General features: G+C 60.7%; 12 protein-coding genes. 7 read left to right on the top strand and 5 right to left on the bottom strand.

What is annotated here, in order from left to right:
- The first annotated feature begins 253 nt into the window (after positions 1 to 253).
- The 3 genes from HMPREF2928_RS07935 (at position 254) to HMPREF2928_RS07925 (ending at position 4,440) form a co-directional block, all read left to right on the top strand.
- Entirely contained in the window at positions 254 to 1,864 is a 1,611-nt protein-coding gene (locus tag HMPREF2928_RS07935; RefSeq protein WP_070688142.1) for an anthranilate synthase component I, read from the top strand.
- 14 nt (positions 1,865 to 1,878) lie between these two features.
- Positions 1,879 to 2,694, top strand: coding sequence for an indole-3-glycerol phosphate synthase TrpC (trpC, locus tag HMPREF2928_RS07930; RefSeq protein ID WP_005507463.1), 816 nt, complete (start codon positions 1,879 to 1,881; stop codon positions 2,692 to 2,694).
- A gap of 708 nt (positions 2,695 to 3,402) precedes the next feature.
- A complete protein-coding gene (locus tag HMPREF2928_RS07925) occupies positions 3,403 to 4,440 on the top strand; it encodes a hypothetical protein (RefSeq protein WP_210399883.1) in 1,038 nt (345 codons plus the stop codon).
- Between the two features lie 82 nt (positions 4,441 to 4,522).
- Here HMPREF2928_RS07925 and HMPREF2928_RS07920 read toward each other — a convergent pair whose 3' ends face one another.
- Entirely contained in the window at positions 4,523 to 5,968 is a 1,446-nt protein-coding gene (locus HMPREF2928_RS07920; RefSeq protein WP_070688138.1) for an MFS transporter, read from the bottom strand.
- A gap of 180 nt (positions 5,969 to 6,148) precedes the next feature.
- On the opposite strand from HMPREF2928_RS07920, the gene ftsY reads away from it, so the two are divergent.
- Both ftsY and HMPREF2928_RS07910 read left to right on the top strand, forming a co-directional pair.
- The gene (ftsY, locus tag HMPREF2928_RS07915; protein WP_070506468.1) at positions 6,149 to 7,258 is read left to right on the top strand and encodes a signal recognition particle-docking protein FtsY; all 1,110 of its coding nucleotides are present in this window, start codon (positions 6,149 to 6,151) and stop codon (positions 7,256 to 7,258) included.
- Positions 7,259 to 7,481: 223 nt separating this feature from the next.
- Entirely contained in the window at positions 7,482 to 8,525 is a 1,044-nt protein-coding gene (locus HMPREF2928_RS07910) for a glycosyltransferase (protein WP_070688136.1), read from the top strand.
- Positions 8,526 to 8,677: 152 nt separating this feature from the next.
- On the opposite strand, the gene HMPREF2928_RS07905 is transcribed toward HMPREF2928_RS07910, so the two are convergent.
- Complete coding sequence (locus tag HMPREF2928_RS07905) at positions 8,678 to 9,580, bottom strand: PIN-like domain-containing protein (RefSeq protein ID WP_070616449.1); 903 nt, start codon at positions 9,578 to 9,580, stop codon at positions 8,678 to 8,680.
- A gap of 438 nt (positions 9,581 to 10,018) precedes the next feature.
- On the opposite strand from HMPREF2928_RS07905, the gene HMPREF2928_RS07900 reads away from it, so the two are divergent.
- Complete coding sequence (locus tag HMPREF2928_RS07900; protein WP_005509159.1) at positions 10,019 to 10,630, top strand: ANTAR domain-containing response regulator; 612 nt, start codon at positions 10,019 to 10,021, stop codon at positions 10,628 to 10,630.
- 240 nt (positions 10,631 to 10,870) lie between these two features.
- On the opposite strand, the gene HMPREF2928_RS07895 is transcribed toward HMPREF2928_RS07900, so the two are convergent.
- From HMPREF2928_RS07895 to HMPREF2928_RS07885, 3 genes are all read right to left on the bottom strand, one after another.
- A complete protein-coding gene (locus tag HMPREF2928_RS07895; protein WP_005506231.1) occupies positions 10,871 to 11,119 on the bottom strand; it encodes a hypothetical protein in 249 nt (82 codons plus the stop codon).
- Between the two features lie 98 nt (positions 11,120 to 11,217).
- Positions 11,218 to 11,724, bottom strand: coding sequence for a PaaI family thioesterase (locus HMPREF2928_RS07890; protein WP_070678042.1), 507 nt, complete (start codon positions 11,722 to 11,724; stop codon positions 11,218 to 11,220).
- 132 nt (positions 11,725 to 11,856) lie between these two features.
- Complete coding sequence (locus tag HMPREF2928_RS07885; protein WP_049341347.1) at positions 11,857 to 13,134, bottom strand: dicarboxylate/amino acid:cation symporter; 1,278 nt, start codon at positions 13,132 to 13,134, stop codon at positions 11,857 to 11,859.
- 411 nt (positions 13,135 to 13,545) lie between these two features.
- Between HMPREF2928_RS07885 and polA the strand changes: the two genes are divergently transcribed.
- Complete coding sequence (polA, locus tag HMPREF2928_RS07880) at positions 13,546 to 16,557, top strand: DNA polymerase I (RefSeq protein ID WP_070688134.1); 3,012 nt, start codon at positions 13,546 to 13,548, stop codon at positions 16,555 to 16,557.
- Positions 16,558 to 16,684: the final 127 nt, after the last annotated feature.

Genomic DNA, 16,684 nt, shown 5'->3' with positions numbered 1-16,684 from the left:
GGCCGCAGCACCGGTTAAACTGAAACAACGCGCGCACCGGGCTTACCGGGATTTATCAGGCATTATCGGGCGTCTATGGATCTGGCAAGTATGCGCCAGAGAGATACACACCGGCACATATGTCCCGGTACCCCCATATACCGGTAAAAACCCATGCACCGGTAAAACCCCATATACCGGTAAAAACCCCGCGCGGTAGCTAAGGGACACAGCGCACCGATGCGCTCCCAACCCAACACCAAGGAGTACAGCAATGCAGGATTTGGGCACCATCACCCCCAGCCTCGAAGAATTCCGCGCCCGCGCAGCCGGCACCCGCGTCATTCCCGTACACATCAAAATCCTCGCCGACTCACTCACCCCCATCGGCATCTACCGATCCCTCGTACTCCAAAACGACCAGGGCGAACCCGTCGACGCAGCCCACGGCACCTTCCTGCTCGAATCCGCCAAAATCTCCGCAGAAGGCGAATCCGCAGCCTGGGACCGCTACTCCTTCATCGGCGCGTCCTCCCGCTCCACCCTCACCACCGTTGACGGCGCAGTCCACTGGCAGGGCCGCACCCCCGCCGGCGCACCCGTCGACGGCGACCCCGTAGAAGCCATCGCCAAGACCCTGCAGATGCTCTACACCGAACCCGACCCGACCCTGCCGCCGCTCACCTCCGGCCTGGTCGGCTACCTCGGCTGGGACGTCGTACGCCACTGGGAGCACCTGCCCTTCCCGCCCGCCGACGACGTGAACCTGCCCGAATTCGCGCTCAACATGGTCTCCGACATGGCAATCCACGACAACAAGGACGGCACCGTCCTACTCGTCGCCAACGCCATCAACTTCAACGGCACCAGCGAAAACGTTGACGGCGCCTACCAGGATGCTGTCGCGCGCCTGCACAGCATGCTCCGCCGCCTGCAGCGCGGCGCCACCGCAACCACCTCCACTCTCTCCGGCGTGGCAGACGTCGACCGTAAGGTCCGCGAAGACGTCACCCTCACCTGGAGCGAACAGGGCTTCAAGGACGCCATCGACCGCTCCAAGAAGAACATCATCGACGGCGACGTCTTCCAGATCGTGCTCTCACGCCGATTCGAAGCCGAAACCAACGCCAAGGCACTCGACGTGTACCGTGTACTGCGCCAATCCAACCCCTCGCCGTACATGTACCTCTTCAACTTCGAAGACAGCAACGGCACCCCCTTCCACATCGTCGGCTCCTCCCCGGAGGCGCTCGTCACCCTCAAGGACGGCATCGCCAGCACCCACCCCATCGCCGGTTCCCGCCCGCGCGGCGCAACCCGCGAAGAGGATCTCGCACTCGCCGAGGAACTGCTCGCCGACGAAAAGGAACGCTCCGAACACCTCATGCTCGTCGACCTGGCACGCAACGACCTCTCGCGCATCGCCAAGCCCGGCACCGTGTCCGTCGACCAGTTCATGATTATTGAGCGTTTCAGCCACATCATGCACATTTCCTCCGCCGTCAGCGCCGAACTTGACCCCCAGTTCAGCGCCTACGACGTGCTGCGCGTCGCCTTCCCGGCAGGCACCCTCTCCGGTGCCCCCAAGCCGCGCGCCATGCAGCTCATCGACGAATACGAACCCACCCGCCGCGGCGTCTACGGCGGCGTATGCGGCTACTTCGACTTCGCCGGCAACATGGACATGGCAATCGCCATCCGCACCGCCGTCCTCAAGGAAGGCACCGCCTACGTACAGGCAGGTGCAGGCCTCGTCATGGACTCCAACCCGGACTCCGAAACCCTCGAAACCGTCAACAAGTCCGCCGCCCCGCTGCGCGCCGTGCTGACCGCCTCCGGCCTGGCACCGCTGGACGCAGACGCAGCCGTCAACTCCACCAAGTAACCCAAGGAGACACCATGAGCACCGTTCTCGACGAGATCATCGTCGGCGTCCGCGAAGACCTCGCCGCCCGTGTACAGCAGGTTCCCCTCGAAGAAATGAAGAAGCGCGCCCTCGCAGCCGCACCCGCCCGCGACGCGCTCGCCTCCCTACGCGGTGAAGTACCCGGCGGCGGCAACGGCACGACGGCACGCATTATCTCCGAGGTGAAGCGTTCCTCACCCTCCAAGGGTGCGCTCGGCGAAATCCCCGACCCCGCCGCGCTCGCCGCACGCTATGAGGCGGGTGGCGCCGCAGCGATCTCCGTGCTCACCGAACAGCGCCGCTTCAACGGCTCCCTCGCCGACCTCGACGCAGTCCGCGCCGCCGTGAACATCCCCGTGCTCCGCAAGGACTTCACTGTCGACGAATACCAGATCTGGGAGGCACGCGCACACGGCGCCGACCTGGTGCTACTGATTGTGGCGGCCCTCGACGAGCAGACCCTGCGCGAGTTCCTCGAACTCACCGAATCGCTCGGCATGAACGCCCTCGTCGAAACCCACACCCCCGAAGAAATCGAGGTCGCCCAGCGCATCGGCGCGAAAATCGTCGGCATTAACGTGCGCAACCTCAAGACCCTTGAAGTCAATAACGAGCACTACGCATCCCTCGCAGCGCACCTGCCCAACTCGGTTATTAAGGTTGCTGAGTCCGGCGTCGCCAGTATCGAGGATGTGCGCGCCTACGCCGGCGCTGGCGCCGATGCGGTCCTCATTGGTGAAGCACTGGTACGCTCCGGCGACCCCGAAGGTACCGTGCGTGAATTCTCCAAGGTGCCTGTGACCCGATAAAGGTTTTCTCTGGTTGTGAAGCCGGTGTCTGCTCCCTCGCAGGCACCGGCTTTTCTGTGGTCTTTTAACAAGCCACCAGGTGCCCTGTGACGTAAATCTATGAGTAGATTACAGGTGGAGAGTTTGTTATACGTGCCTGGTGGGTTAGTGGCTGATATTCTATGGGGGACATTTCACTAAAGTGCAGTGCATACCCCCCCGGTCCGTGACCCATGACATACTCTAAAAAGTCTGGGAGTAGCGCCGAAACACACCAACTATTTCACTCATTCATACATACGGAACACCATGGCTGAACATCATGGACGGGTCGTGCCGTCCTTCAACTTACGTAACTTTTTTTATGGCTTCCTCACCGGTCCTGTACCGACTCTAGAAGCACTCCGAACCTCCACAAAGAGTGGAAGCGGAGACTCTCCCTCCTCTGGAGCCGACGCCAACCGACCTGAGCTACTGCCCGCTCGCCGAACCTGGATTCCAGCCCTTATCATCTGGGCTGTAGCATGTATCCTCCACCTGGGTATGTTCTCTATCGCTCTTGAACAGCACAGGACCCACCCGCTCATTGACTTCGGTCAGCACAATGACCTCCTTGGGTTCCTGAACAGGTGGGACGCTCTGTTCTACGAACGCATTTATACCGAATGGTATCCTCAGAACCTGCCGCTCCGCGCTGACGGGTCTGTGGATTACAATGCTTGGGCTTTCATGCCGTTGCAATCCCTTATTGCCGGTGGAATCGCCAATACGTTCGGTATTGAGTATCGCGTCGCAACACTTGCACTGACCCTCGCAGCGGGCTTCGCTTTGGCTTACGTACTGTATCGCCTATTCATCGGCTGCCTGAACTGGCGTGACCGCGGCGTCTTCGACACTCGTGCGTTCGTAGGGGATGAATCCCGCAACCGCTTGGCGCTATGGGCTGTTGCCGCGTACGCATTCAGCATGGCCAGCCCCGTGTTCATTACCGGTTATGCTGAGGCACTGTCTATCCTGCTCATTGCTTTGAGCGTGTGGTGTGTGCTCCGGGGACGGTATGTATTGCTTCTGCCTGTGGCGCTTCTAGCGGCTCTTTCCCGCCCTGTGGGCGTGCCCCTCGGAGCCTTTGTTGGTTTGTGGTGGCTGTGGTGTACGGTGAACGACTACCGTCGCCGTCGTATCGAGGATGCATCGCACTCTGCGCTATCGGATGCGTGGGCTGCCTTCCGCGGACGCTTTGGACAGCTCCTCAGCGCTCTGCTCGTCTGTTCCTTCGCGTTCGTACACCCCCTGCATGCCGCCCTATACACGGGTCGTATAGACGCCTACTTCGCAACAGAACTGGGCTGGTCTAAGCGTAAACCCAGTGAAGGACACCAATACATTATCCAGTGGATCAACCAGCATTATCACTACTTCGGCGGAATGATTCCTAAGATTGTTGTGGCAATCTTATTTGTGGTAGCAATGGTGGGTTTCTACTACTGGATTTCCCATAAATTCAGCCGCACTCTCATCCACCCCGCCCTTTGGCTGTGGACCGCTTGCTACATGGGATACCTCTTCGTCTTCTGGCTCCCGATTTCTTCTACGAATCGTATTCTGTTGCCACTGTTCCCGCTGGCACTGCTGGTAGCGGCATATTTGCCGAAGAGCCGATGGTACCGCCCCTCGCTAGTGGCATTTGGGATTCTGATTTCTATTCCTTGGGTCCTACTACTCTGGGGAGACCCCGCGATGATGGGCAATATTGTGCTCGTCCCCTAAATATCAAATGGTAAAAAGCCGGTGCCCGGTTCCTGTCACATCACAGGAACCTGGCACCGGCTTTTCACATGATATAGAGTGCTTAGCGGCCCGTATAGTCCGCGTCCGCAATATCCTTCGGCCAGCGCGCCTTCCGGAACGGCGCCCACGTGAACGCCGCCGCCACCAACAACAAACCACTCATAATGAACGCCGGAACAAAGCCCCACGCATCCGCAATCATGCCAGCCACCAGCGGGCCCAGAATCATACCGAAATCGCTACACATCTGATACACCGCCAACACCTGGCCGCCACTGCGGCGAGTACCAATCACATCAGACACCGCAGCCTGAATCGACGGGCCCATAAACGCCGCACCAATACCCAGACACGCCGTCAACGACACAAACACCCACGCCACCGGCGCGAAACCCATAAACGTCACCGCAGAACCCGCCAACAGCAGACCCGAAAACGCCATCACACGGCGACCAAAACGATCCGAAAAACGACCCGAGAACGTCTGCGTCAACGCATTACCAAACGAGTTCGTCGCCATCGCCAACGAAGCCAACAGGGTACCCGCCACCGAATTCGACATGTCGCCGCCCGTCGCCAAATACGCCGCCGCCAACGGAATAATCGACGACTGCACACCAAACACCGACCAGCCAATCGCCCAATTCGAAACCAACGCAGAACGGTAATTCGAGAACTTCAACGCGTCACGAACCGTCATCGCCGGCAGGTCGCTCTTACCCGCAGCGCCGCCGGATGCAGCAGACTTAGCCGCCTTGCCGGATGCGCCAGTGGGGGAGTCCGCCGCAGACTCGTCACCCGACTCAGACGCAGGGGAAGGAGCCGCCGACGGCAACACCCCGGTGCCCTTACCTTCAGCCAGCGCCGCCGCCTCCATAATCGCGTCGCGCTCCGCCTCCAGCGCCGCCTGCGAAGGCATCAAGAACCACACAATCAGGCCCGCCGCCAGCAGCGAAAAACCATACACAATAAACGGCGCACGCATACCAAAGGGCGCCAGGGCGCTCGCAATCACCGGGCCCAGCAGGTTACCCAGCAGGAACGCCGTCGCATAATAACCCGAAATACGGCCACGCATATGCGCCGGGGACAGGCGCACCAGCAGGCCCATCGCGGAGACCGTGAACATGACCGAGCCGATACCCGCCACCGCACGCGAACCCAGCAGCACCCAATAATCCCAGGCAAACGCAATCATGAACGACGTCACCGACACAATCAGCATGCCAATCGTGTACACCGGACGCTCACCCCATCGGGTAATCATCTGACCCGCCGACGGCGCGAAAATCAGGCGCGTAATCGCCAACGCAGAAACCACCATCGTCGCCATAGTGACCGTCGCGTTAAAGTTCTGCGCATAGTTCGGCAGCACCGGCGCCACCAAACCAAAACCCACCGCAATCATGAACGAGGCAGCAATCAGAACCTTCAAGCCGGTCGGCACACGGTTCGGGTCAATCGTGCGCGGGTCAAAAACAGGCGGTGTTTTGGCAGGGTTCCTCATGTTCATCCTCGAAATCGTGCGGTGCCGTGCGGCAGCCGCGGGCCCCACCCGCAACTGTCAACCATGTGTTCGGCTAAAAAACTTAACAGTGTCCAGTCTACTCCGCCGACAGCCGGGCATGCGCGTCACCTCGACCAGCCAAACCGCCCAAACCGGTAAGCTAGTAGTGTGAATGAAACGATGATGATGATTTGCGCGATTGTGCTGGGTGTACTGGTTATCGCCGGTATACTTTTCGCCGTTCTGCGCCGACCCAAGAAGACCGCGGACCTGCAGTCTTTGCGCCAGGAGGCGGCTAAGGCCTCCGGCGGTTCGGCGGAAGAACCCGAAAGCTCGGCACCTCGCGCTATTGAACTTGATATGCCCGACCCGTCCGCGGGTCGCCTGGTGCGCCTGCGCGCCCGCCTGGCACGCTCCAACAACATGCTCGGCAAGGGCCTGCTGGCTCTGCTCTCCCGCGACCGCATCGACCAGGACGTCTGGGATGAGGTTGAGGAGACCCTGCTGCTTGCCGACCTGGGTTCCGAGCCGACTACCCGCCTGGTGGAGGCGCTGCAGCAGCGCGTGCGCGTTGAAGGTACGAGCAACCCCGCCGCCGTGAAGAAGATGCTCCGCGAAGAGCTCGTGAAGATTGTTCGCCCCGACATGGACCGCGAACTGAAGACCGCCGGCAGCGACGGCAATCCCGGCGTGGTGCTGGTCGTTGGCGTGAACGGCGTGGGTAAGACCACGACCGTCGGCAAGATTGCTCGCGTGATGGTCGCTGACGGTCAGACCCTGCTCCTGGGCGCCGCGGATACGTTCCGTGCCGCTGCGTCTGAGCAGCTGACCACCTGGGGTGACCGCGTGGGCGTGAAGACCGTGCGTTCTGAGAAGGAAGGTGCCGACCCCGCATCCGTCGCGTTTGATGCCGTGAAGGCTGGCAAGGAGCAGGGCGTTGACACCGTGCTCGTGGACACCGCGGGCCGCCTGCAGAACAAGTCCGGCCTGATGGATCAGCTCGGCAAGATTAAGCGCGTGATTGAGAAGGAAGCGCCGGTCACCGAGGTTCTGCTCGTTATCGACGCGACCACCGGCCAGAACGGTATGGTTCAGGCGAAGGTCTTCGGCGATATCGTGGATGTCACCGGTATCGTGCTGACTAAGCTCGACGGCACTGCGAAGGGCGGTATCGTGGTCGCTATTCAGGAGGAGCTCGGCGTTCCCGTCAAGCTCATCGGCCTGGGTGAAGGCCCGGACGACCTGGCGCCGTTCGACCCGGAAGCATTCGTGGACGCGTTGCTGGACTAGCATCCTTTTCCCTCTGCGCCGAGAAGCCACATGTGTTCACAACACATGTGGCTTCTCGCGGTTAATGGGCGGGTAATGACGACGGGCAGTACATGATGCGGGGGTCTGGGATATTCTGAATTTAGAAGATGCGTAGAAAGAAGGCACCCCGACCCTTCAGGCGGCACCGCGCATCGCACACCATACAACCCAATTCACCCCGAACCTCAGCGAAGGAGCCACCATGGTAGCCACCCTCCCCGGAACCCTCCCCAGCGCTAACTACCGACCCACCTACCGTTCCAACGGCGCGTGCGACGACCTCGCCGCACTCGTTGCACCGTACAGCCTTTCGCGCGCCCAGCTGGCTGAGGCTACCGGCATTGCCGACGAGGCGACTGTGAACAGCTGGATTGAGCAGTGCCGCCCCGACCTCGCTGCGGATGCTCCCGTGCCCCTCGAACCTGTGCTGCGGTACCTGGACGAAACCTACCTTCCCGACCCCGCAAACTGGCCCGGCGACAACCCCTACGACGAGTTCGTCCTCGAGAACATTGCCGCCCGCATGCTCGCCCGCGTTGTTGCTGACACTTTCGACGCTGACCGTTCGGGTAGTTACCGTGAACTTCTCGCACTCGTTGCAACCCTCGTACTGATTGCCCGCTGCTGGGCGGGCACCGATGAGGCTTTCCTGACCCTGCTCAATGCCGAGCCCACCGCGGAAGCGGAAGATTACCTGCAGGAGGCTATCGCGAACGCCCCCGAGTCCCTGCGCCCCCTCCTGACTGAGCTACTGCTACCCGCCCTGCGTGAGGCGCGTGGCACCTTCACCGCCGCCGAGGCGCAGCTGCTCACCGGCTACGCGCTCGCCGCCGGATACTACGCGGGCGAGCACCCCTACGAGACCCTGAACGGCATCCACGTTGCGTTTGCCGCAGATGACCGCGCACTGCCCGACGATGAGCTGATGAGCCGTGTTGAGGACGTCCTCAAGGCTAATTTCCAGGCTGCCCAATCGGAAGCCGGCGCTACCGAGAACCCGGAGGCGCACGAGTTCACCCTGCCCGGCGACCAGGAAGGCTACGAAACCGCCGCACACCTGATTGCAGCTCTGCCCCAGGCTCATGACGTTATCGCTTTCAGCGCCCACCCCGGCGAAGGAACCAGCGCGCTCGCTGACGACTGCCGCGCCGCCTTCACCCTGTACCTGTGCTATCTGCTCCTCGGTGATGACGAGTCTTCGGAGCAACGCGCCGCTGAGCTGTACCGCGCCAGCCGTGAGAACTAGGTTTTCGCGCCCTACTTTGATTCTGTAGACACCTTGCCCGCAGACGCTAAGAAGCCACATGTGTTCGGAACACATGTGGCTTCTTGCGGTTAATGGTGGTGGTGGGTGTGGTGTGGTGGGATTATTCTCAACGGTGACTGTGCACGGCGAATTTACACAGCTACGGGCTGTTCCGCGCGAATCGCGCTGTAGGTCGCGTCGCTGACGGTCACGCCGTACTGGTTGGAGGCGAGGCGCAGAATCTCCTCGACGGTGTAGATGCGGAACACGCCGCCTCCGGTTGCCTTAGCGTATTCACGTAGCAGCTGGCGGTTCGCGAGCTGGTGTACGGGTTCGCCACCCGATGCGGCGCGTACCTGCTGACCGTTGCGTAGCCAGGTGTCGCGCACACCGCCGGTGACAAAGACGCAGTCGGTGCCCTTCACGCGGGTGGTTGCTTCGGTAACGCACTGGTTCCAGAGCGCGAAGTCGGCGTCAAAGCTGGCGTTAGCGAGTAGCGGGTGGCCTTGTGCGAGGGCTTCGCGGCACTGCTGTTCATGGCGTTCGGGGCTGGGCGCGGCACCCACGTGTCCGGTGAAGATGCGGTTCAGTCGCGGCAGGATCGTGTCGTCTTCGCGGCGTGCCACGTTGATTGATCCGGTGTCGGTGGTGGGTTCGAGAATCCGCATGATCTGTGCGATGGAGTGGTCCAGCTGGTGCGTGACGGAACGCAACGCACTCCAGGGGGAGTTGCGTTCTTCGGGCAGGGTTTCTTTGAAGGATGCGAGCGCTGAGCGGACGCGTTCTGCGGCGGCGGGCACGGGGGATGCGCCGTCGAGTGCTGCCCAGAATTCTTTGAGCGCCTGGTGAGGGAGAAAGGCGTGTCCGCGGAGCTGGGAGTAGGCGCGGAGGATTTCGTCGCTAATGTGGGTTGGGTAGTTGTAGAGGCTTGCAAGCGCGGTGGAGTCGAAGGCGACGAGAATTCCGGGGTGAATGGAAGTCAGCGGGGCGCGGTCGAGTTCCTTGTACTCGACGAAGTCTGAGTACAAGGTGCGTGCTTGACGGGTGATTGGCATGAATCCCCTCCGGGTATCGAGTATGGTCGGTCAAATGCGAGTGCCGGAGAAGTCGAGGAGAATAATCCATTCCAGTGTATCGGCCTTCTTTGGCAGGTGATGGAGTTTCGGTATAAATATTTTGTTTATTACGTTTGTATCTAACCCGATGATGCGTTAGTGCATGTCAGAGTCATTTTCGGGTCTATGTTTTAGGTGTGAATTTCGCCGCGTATGTCTATGTTGTGAGGGTTTTTCTTTGTGGTTATGAGCAGTATAGAACAAAAATATGCATTAAGGTGCAAAATTTGTGTGGTGGCGCCCAAAATAACGTCAAAAACCCTTCCCACCTGCATATAGGATGCATGTAACACGCGGGGGACAAGGCGAGAAAGTAGATGAACATTTATTCCCTCCTGTAGACTTTAAGTGATTCAAATTTGATAAAGGAGAAGAGTAATGTCAGAGCTGACCACTCAAAATCAGGCGGAGGAGCAAGGTCCCGCTCGCACCGTCGTCGTGGCAGAAGATGAGGCATTGATTCGCCTCGACATCGTCGAAATTCTGAAGGACCAGGGTTTCGATGTTGTTGCAGAAACCGATAACGGCAAGACTGCTGTCGAGCTAGCACAGAAGCACCGCCCCGACCTCGTCCTCATGGATGTGAAGATGCCGATTATGGACGGCATCACCGCAGCTGAAGAAATCGCGAAGGAGCAGATTGCTCCCGTCGTTCTGCTGACTGCATTCAGCCAGAAGGAACTCGTTGACCGTGCCGTTGAGGCAGGCGCTATGGCGTACGTCGTCAAGCCGTTCTCCCCGAACGATCTGGTTCCCGCCATTGAGGTGGCGATTAGCCGCTACGAGCAGATTCGCGCACTCGAGAAGGAAGTGGGCACCATCCGCGACCAGTTCGAGACCCGCAAGCTCGTTGACCGCGCAAAGTCGCTGCTCATCACCAAGATGAACCTGACCGAGCCAGAAGCATTCCGCTGGATTCAGAAGACCTCCATGGACCGCCGCTTGTCCATGCGCGAAGTTTCCGACACCATCATCAAGCAGCTCTCCTAAGCACAAGACGTGCAAAGTACGTGACAGTACAGGTACGAATGCACGCTACGGCGAAGACTAGGAATCGCCGCTGAACACACACGGCTGGTGCAGTGATGAACCAGCGCCTTATCCATGACACACAAACGCCCCACCCCTCACAATGAAGCTGAGGGACGGGGCGTTCGTGTTTAACGGTTCGCGGGTGTGCGTTGTAAACCGGGTGCTTAGCGCGGGCGGGAATCCAGCGCTACACGGAACTTAACGTAGGTAACGGTTTAAATCGTCTTCGTCATTGTTGGGGCCGCTGATCGGGCGGTCCGTGGGGGAGCCAGCCCAGAGCATACCGCCGGTACCGAGCATTACGCCCAGCCACCAGAAGCTGCCGGGGTTGTTGATGGCGGTCACCAGGCACACCAGCATCACGCCGATTGCGATGGGCAGGACAATGCGCTTGGCGCGCACAATCTTCGGGTAACGCTTGAAATAGGGGGTGCGCTCGCGGGCCATGGTGCTCCTTCTGGTCGTACCTTCTGGTGGGGTGTTGGCGGGGTGCCGTGTACCCCGTGCTTCTACGATTTTAGGCTACTTGCTGAAGTTGTAGGACGTTAGGCGGTGGGGCGGGGAATCAGCATATTGGTGATGCGTGCGGTGCAGGTGGTGCGGCCGCGCTCATCCACAATGTCGATGGTGTGGATGCACAGGGTGCGTCCGAGCTTGACGGCGGTGCAGGTTGCGGTGACCACGCCGGAGACTGCCGGGCGCACGTGGGTTGCGTTGATGTCCACGCCGACTGCTACGAGGGTTTCGCCGCCGTGCACACCCGCGGAGAGCGAGCCGAGGGTCTCGGCGAGAACCACGTTGGCACCGCCGTGCAGCAGACCGATGGGCTGTGTGTTACCGGCAACGGGCATGGTTGCGACGGTGCGTTCTGCGGTGAGTTCCTGGAACTTAATGCCCATGGCGGGGATGAGCTCGCCCAGACCGCGGGGGAAGTAGGGGTGCAGGTGCTCGGGGATGCCGCTTTCGGTCAGCTGCGCCTTGATTTCTTCTGCGGTGAGGGTGGTGGGCGCTGCCGCGCGGACGGGTGCGTGCTGTGTGTTGTTTTCAGTCATGACTTCCAGTGTACTCCTTGGTTTTTGTTGCTTTGGGTGGGATAGCTTTTCGCGAGTGCTTCCGGGTACGAATCAACCCCGCCTCCTACAGGGGGAAGCGGGGCTGAAAAACGCTATGTGAGCGGATGAGGATTAGGCGGAAATAGCTTCTGCCTTTTCGATGTCCTCGTCGCGGATTTCCTTATCGGGGTTCGCTCCGATTGCCTTGGAGATGCGCTCGGTCAGGGTTGCGATGGTCGCGTCACCGGTCACGTTGGTTGCGGTGCCGAAGGAGTCCTGAGCCAGGTACAGGGCAATCATCAGGGCAATCATGGAGGCATCGAAACCAAGCATGGACTGCAGCAGACCGATTGCGGTCATCACGCCACCGCCGGGAACGCCGGGAGCGGCAACCATCATCACGCCGAGCACCAGAATCATGGGGATCAGGCTACCGAAGTCGGGGTGCTGACCGGTCATGAACAGCACTGCCACCGAGCAGGAGGTAATGGTAATCATGGAGCCGGAGAGGTGAATGGTCGCGCACAGCGGAATCGCGAAGTCCACCACGCGGGGGGAGATGCCAGCTTTCTTCGCCGAACGCACGGTCACCGGGATGGTCGCAGCCGAAGACTGGGTACCGATTGCGGTGAAGTATGCCGGGAGCATGGTCTTGAGCATCTGGATGGGGTTGCGGCGAGAAATCGCGCCAGCCACCGAGTACTGCAGCGCCAGGGTGACCCAGTGCAGAATAATCACCATGACGAACACAAGACCGAAGACGGAGAGGATTTTCGCCACCTGACCGGCGAGGGTCATGTTTGCGAACACGCCCACAATGTGCACCGGCAGCAGGGGGATAATCACGTAGCCGAGCATCTTCTCAACGATGACCTGGAAGTCCTCGAAGAGGTTCAGCATCGCACGGGTCTTCAGAGCGGTAATGCCCAGGCCCAGGATGAAGGAGAGAATCAGTGCGCTCAGCACGCCCATAATCGGGGTTAGCTCGAAGGAGATGTAGCCCTTGGACAGTGCGTTCTCGGGGTTATCGAAGGAGGCGAGCTGCTGACCCTTCAGGATGATGGGGTAGAGCAGCAGTGCGCAGGTCAGTGCCAGGAAACCAGCAAGGATGCTGGAGATGTACGCCAGACCCACGGTGATGCCGAGCATCTTGCCCGCACCCTGCGCGAGGGAACCAATGCCGGGCACGATGAAGCCGATAATAATCAGCGGAATCGCGAAGCTCAGGAAGGCGCTGAATACGGTCGAGAAGGAGACGAAGAGCTGCACAATGAGGTCGGTGGGGATGGCTGCGCCGGTTGCGTCATTGATGCCGCTAATCATTCCCGGGGTCAGCATGCCGATGAGCACACCCGATGCAATCGCGATGATAATCCACGCGAGAAGGGGAAGTTTTTTGAGTGCCTTCATAGTTTCCTAAATGAGGGTTCGTTGTGTGTTAAGCGCGGGAGGTGCCCTCACGGTCCGGTGGATCCTGCCGGTGAATTCTGGGTAGAGTTCTGCCTATGAATACACGGGGTGTGGGGGTTCCTACGCTGGAGGCGATAATAAGGTTATATATTATCTGGAAACCGTATTATTATCCACCTTACATAGTGGCTTGGGGCACATTTTTTGGGGGAAAACTCACCAAACGCACCCCACCGGCACCTACATATGAGGTAAAACTCTTTCCACACACCCCGTTATTCCGCTATATGGCACAGCACCGGCACCCAACACGGCGCGGGCGCCTCCCCACAGTCCTAACCGGCAGCCACCACAAAACCCGCAGCCACGAAGCCAACCACCAAGAAAACTCAGACTCGATACACTAGAGGAGTGACTACAGAGAACAAAACCCTCCTGCTCATTGACGGACACTCCCTCGCCCTACGCTCCTTCTTCGGCATCTACACCATGGCCGAAAAGACCGGACAGCACATCTTCGTGCGCAGCGACGGCCAGCACACCGAAGCCGTCCATGCCTTCCTCTCCACCCTGCTGAGCATCATCAAAGACAACCAGCCCAGCCACATCGCCGTAGCCTTTGACCTACCCGGCGGCACCTTCCGCACCGCCGAATACGGCGAATACAAGGGTGGTCGCAACGCCATCCCCGAAGCCTTCAACGGCCAGATTGACCTCATCAAGAAGATGCTCGGCGCGCTCAACGTCCCCGCGCTCACCTACGAAAACTACGAAGCCGACGACATCGTCGCAACCCTCACCCGCCGCGGCACCGAAGCCGGATATAAGGTTCTCATCCTCTCCGGCGACCGCGACATCTTCCAGCTCGTCACCGACGACGTCACCCTGCTCTACCCGGTCACCACCGGCCCCTCCAAGGGTATTCAGCGCATGGACCCCGCCGCCGTCGAAAAGAAAACCAAAGTACCCCCGCACATGTACCCCGACCTCGCCGCCCTCACCGGCGAGCAGGCGGACAACCTGCCCGGCGTACCCGGCGTGGGCCCCGGCTTCGCCGCTAAATGGCTCGGCGAATACGGCTCCCTCGACGCCGTCATCGAAAACAGCGACAAAATCGGCGGTAAGAAGGGCGAAGCACTACGCGAAAACATCGACAACGTCGTACGCAACCGCCGCCTCAACCAGCTCGTCAACGACCTCGACCTGAACGTCACCCTCGAAGACACCGCATTCACCCCCGACCTGGATGCACTCAACACCTTCTTCGACGAAGTAGAGTTCCACACCATCCGCAAGCGCGCCGCCGACACCCTCGGCCCCATCGTGCGCGCAGCCGGATCCGCTGGCTCTGCAGTTTCCACCGCAGAAGTAGGGGAGGAGGGCGCCACCAAGAAGGCACCCACCGGCCCCGTCTACGCACCCATTGCCACCAGCGCACCCACCAAAAACGCAGACGCAGTAGCATTCCGCGCCTTCTGCGCCGCCGCAGCCGAAGAAAACTACGGCACCGACGAACAGGGCGCGCCCATCGCCGTACCCGAACGCCTCGAAGGCGCCGTGACCCTCTACCCGGTCACCAACCTGCCCGTAGCGCGCCCCGCCATCGGCGACGCACCCGCCGTCAAGGTCACCAAAACCAAGATCCGCGCCGCCGAAGAAAACCCCGAACTGCTCGGCGTGCTCCTCACCAGCAAGAGCACCAGCCTCTGGGTCGACACCCGCAGCATCGACCCGGAACTCGACGCCGCCCTCGCCGCCTGGCTCTCCGACGAAGCAGCCCGCAAAATCGTCATGGACCTCAAGGTTCAGCGCAAACTCCTGCGCGCCTACGGCTACGAACTCGCCGGCGCCGTCGAAGACCCCGCCCTGTCCTCCTACATGTGCGGCTTCATCCCCACCGCAACCCGCAAACTCTTCTCCGAACGCATGGAAGACCTCGCCGAACGCTACCTCTGGATCCCCAAGGACCCCTACGCGCAGCTCGTCTTCCAGCCCGAAGAAGATGAGGCAGAACCCTCCCTCTTCAGCCTGCCTGGCGAAGCCGAACCCGTCGACAACCTGCGCTACTTCACCCAAATCAGCCGCATCATCCACGAACTCGCGCGCCTGCTGCACTACGAAATGGAAGAACACGGCCAGCTCAAAGTCTACGAAGAAATCGAACTGCCGCTACTTTACGTCCTCGCAGACATGGAGCAGGCAGGCATCGCCGTCTCCGACGCGCTCCTTGCCGAACTGCACGACACCTTCTCCGCACGCGCTAACCAGGCGCAGGACGCCGCACGCACCATCATCGGCGACACCGTCCAAACCGACGACGGCGAAGAACCCCTCAACCTCGCCTCCGTCAAACAGCTGCAGACCGTGCTCTTCGACAAGCTCGCCCTGCCGCACACCCGCAAAATCAAGTCCGGCTACTCCACCGACGCCGAATCCGTCACCGAACTGCTCGCCAAAATCTCCCCGGAGTCCGACGGTGCCGCATTCCTCGGTGCGCTCGCCGCCTACCGCGACAACATCAAACTCGTACAGACCGTCGAAGGCCTGCAGAAAGCAGCCGCCGACGACGGACGCGTGCACACCACCTTCCAGCAGGGTGCCGCCTCCACCGGTCGACTCTCCTCGACCGCGCCGAACCTGCAGAACATCCCGATCCGCACCGAAGAAGGCCGCCGCATCCGTGGCGCCTTCATCGTCGCGCCCGCACCCGTCGACGGTGTGGAGTACGAGGGTCTGCTCACCGCCGACTACTCGCAGATCGAAATGCGCATCATGGTGCACCTCGCCGCCGACGAGAAGCTCATCGCAGCCTACGAAGCGGGGGAGGACCTGCACCGTTACGTCGGTTCCGAAGTCTTCGGCGTCGCCCCCGAAGAAGTCACCCCCGAGCAGCGCTCCAAGGTCAAGGCAATGTCCTACGGCCTGGCATACGGCCTGTCCCGATTCGGCCTCGCCAAGCAGCTGAACATCAGCTCCGACGAAGCAGGCGAATTGCGCACCAACTACTTCAAGCGCTTCGGACGCGTGGGACGATTCCTGCGCGGCGTACTCAAGCAGGCACACCAGGACGGCTACACCGAAACCATTTTCGGCCGCCGCCGCGTGCTGCCCGACCTGGACTCGCCCAACCGTGTACGCCGTGAAGCCGCCGAACGCGCCGCCCTCAACGCCCCCATTCAGGGCACCGCCGCGGACATCATCAAGATCGCCATGATCAACATTCACCGCCGCCTGCGCGAAGAGGGCCTGAAGACCCGCATGCTGCTGCAGGTGCACGACGAAATCATCCTCGAAGTCGCCACCGGTGAGCGTGAAGCCGCCGAACGCGTGCTGGTCGAGGAGATGAGCGGTGCCGCCTCCCTGCGTGTTCCTCTGGATGTGCAGGTCGGCTGGGGTAAGTCTTGGCAGGAGGCGGGCCACTAGGCGCATTTCCTCAGTTTCCGCTTGGAAAGACCGGGGACGCTTGGCTCGGCTGGGGATGCACGGCGGCTCCGCTTGGAAAGGTGGGTATCGTCCTCGTTCCTACAGGGGCACCCGCCCTCGCTTCGCT

This window comes from Rothia sp. HMSC072B04, from assembly GCF_001813725.1.
GTDB classification, from domain to species: Bacteria; Actinomycetota; Actinomycetes; order Actinomycetales; family Micrococcaceae; genus Rothia; species Rothia mucilaginosa.
The sequence above is the reverse complement of the archived record's forward strand: the minus strand, read 5'-3'. Positions and strand labels throughout refer to the sequence as shown.

What these genes read in the sequence shown, in the direction of transcription:
- HMPREF2928_RS07935 (WP_070688142.1), top strand. Translation starts at nt 254, where the DNA reads ATGCAGGATTTGGGCACCATCACCCCCAGCCTCGAAGAATTCCGCGCC.
- HMPREF2928_RS07900 (WP_005509159.1), top strand. Translation starts at nt 10,019, where the DNA reads ATGTCAGAGCTGACCACTCAAAATCAGGCGGAGGAGCAAGGTCCCGCT.
- HMPREF2928_RS07885 (WP_049341347.1), bottom strand. Translation starts at nt 13,134, where the DNA reads ATGAAGGCACTCAAAAAACTTCCCCTTCTCGCGTGGATTATCATCGCG.
- HMPREF2928_RS07905 (WP_070616449.1), bottom strand. Translation starts at nt 9,580, where the DNA reads ATGCCAATCACCCGTCAAGCACGCACCTTGTACTCAGACTTCGTCGAG.
- ftsY (WP_070506468.1), top strand. Translation starts at nt 6,149, where the DNA reads ATGATGATGATTTGCGCGATTGTGCTGGGTGTACTGGTTATCGCCGGT.
- trpC (WP_005507463.1), top strand. Translation starts at nt 1,879, where the DNA reads ATGAGCACCGTTCTCGACGAGATCATCGTCGGCGTCCGCGAAGACCTC.
- HMPREF2928_RS07890 (WP_070678042.1), bottom strand. Translation starts at nt 11,724, where the DNA reads ATGACTGAAAACAACACACAGCACGCACCCGTCCGCGCGGCAGCGCCC.
- HMPREF2928_RS07895 (WP_005506231.1), bottom strand. Translation starts at nt 11,119, where the DNA reads ATGGCCCGCGAGCGCACCCCCTATTTCAAGCGTTACCCGAAGATTGTG.
- HMPREF2928_RS07910 (WP_070688136.1), top strand. Translation starts at nt 7,482, where the DNA reads ATGGTAGCCACCCTCCCCGGAACCCTCCCCAGCGCTAACTACCGACCC.
- HMPREF2928_RS07920 (WP_070688138.1), bottom strand. Translation starts at nt 5,968, where the DNA reads ATGAGGAACCCTGCCAAAACACCGCCTGTTTTTGACCCGCGCACGATT.
- HMPREF2928_RS07925 (WP_210399883.1), top strand. Translation starts at nt 3,403, where the DNA reads ATGCCGTTGCAATCCCTTATTGCCGGTGGAATCGCCAATACGTTCGGT.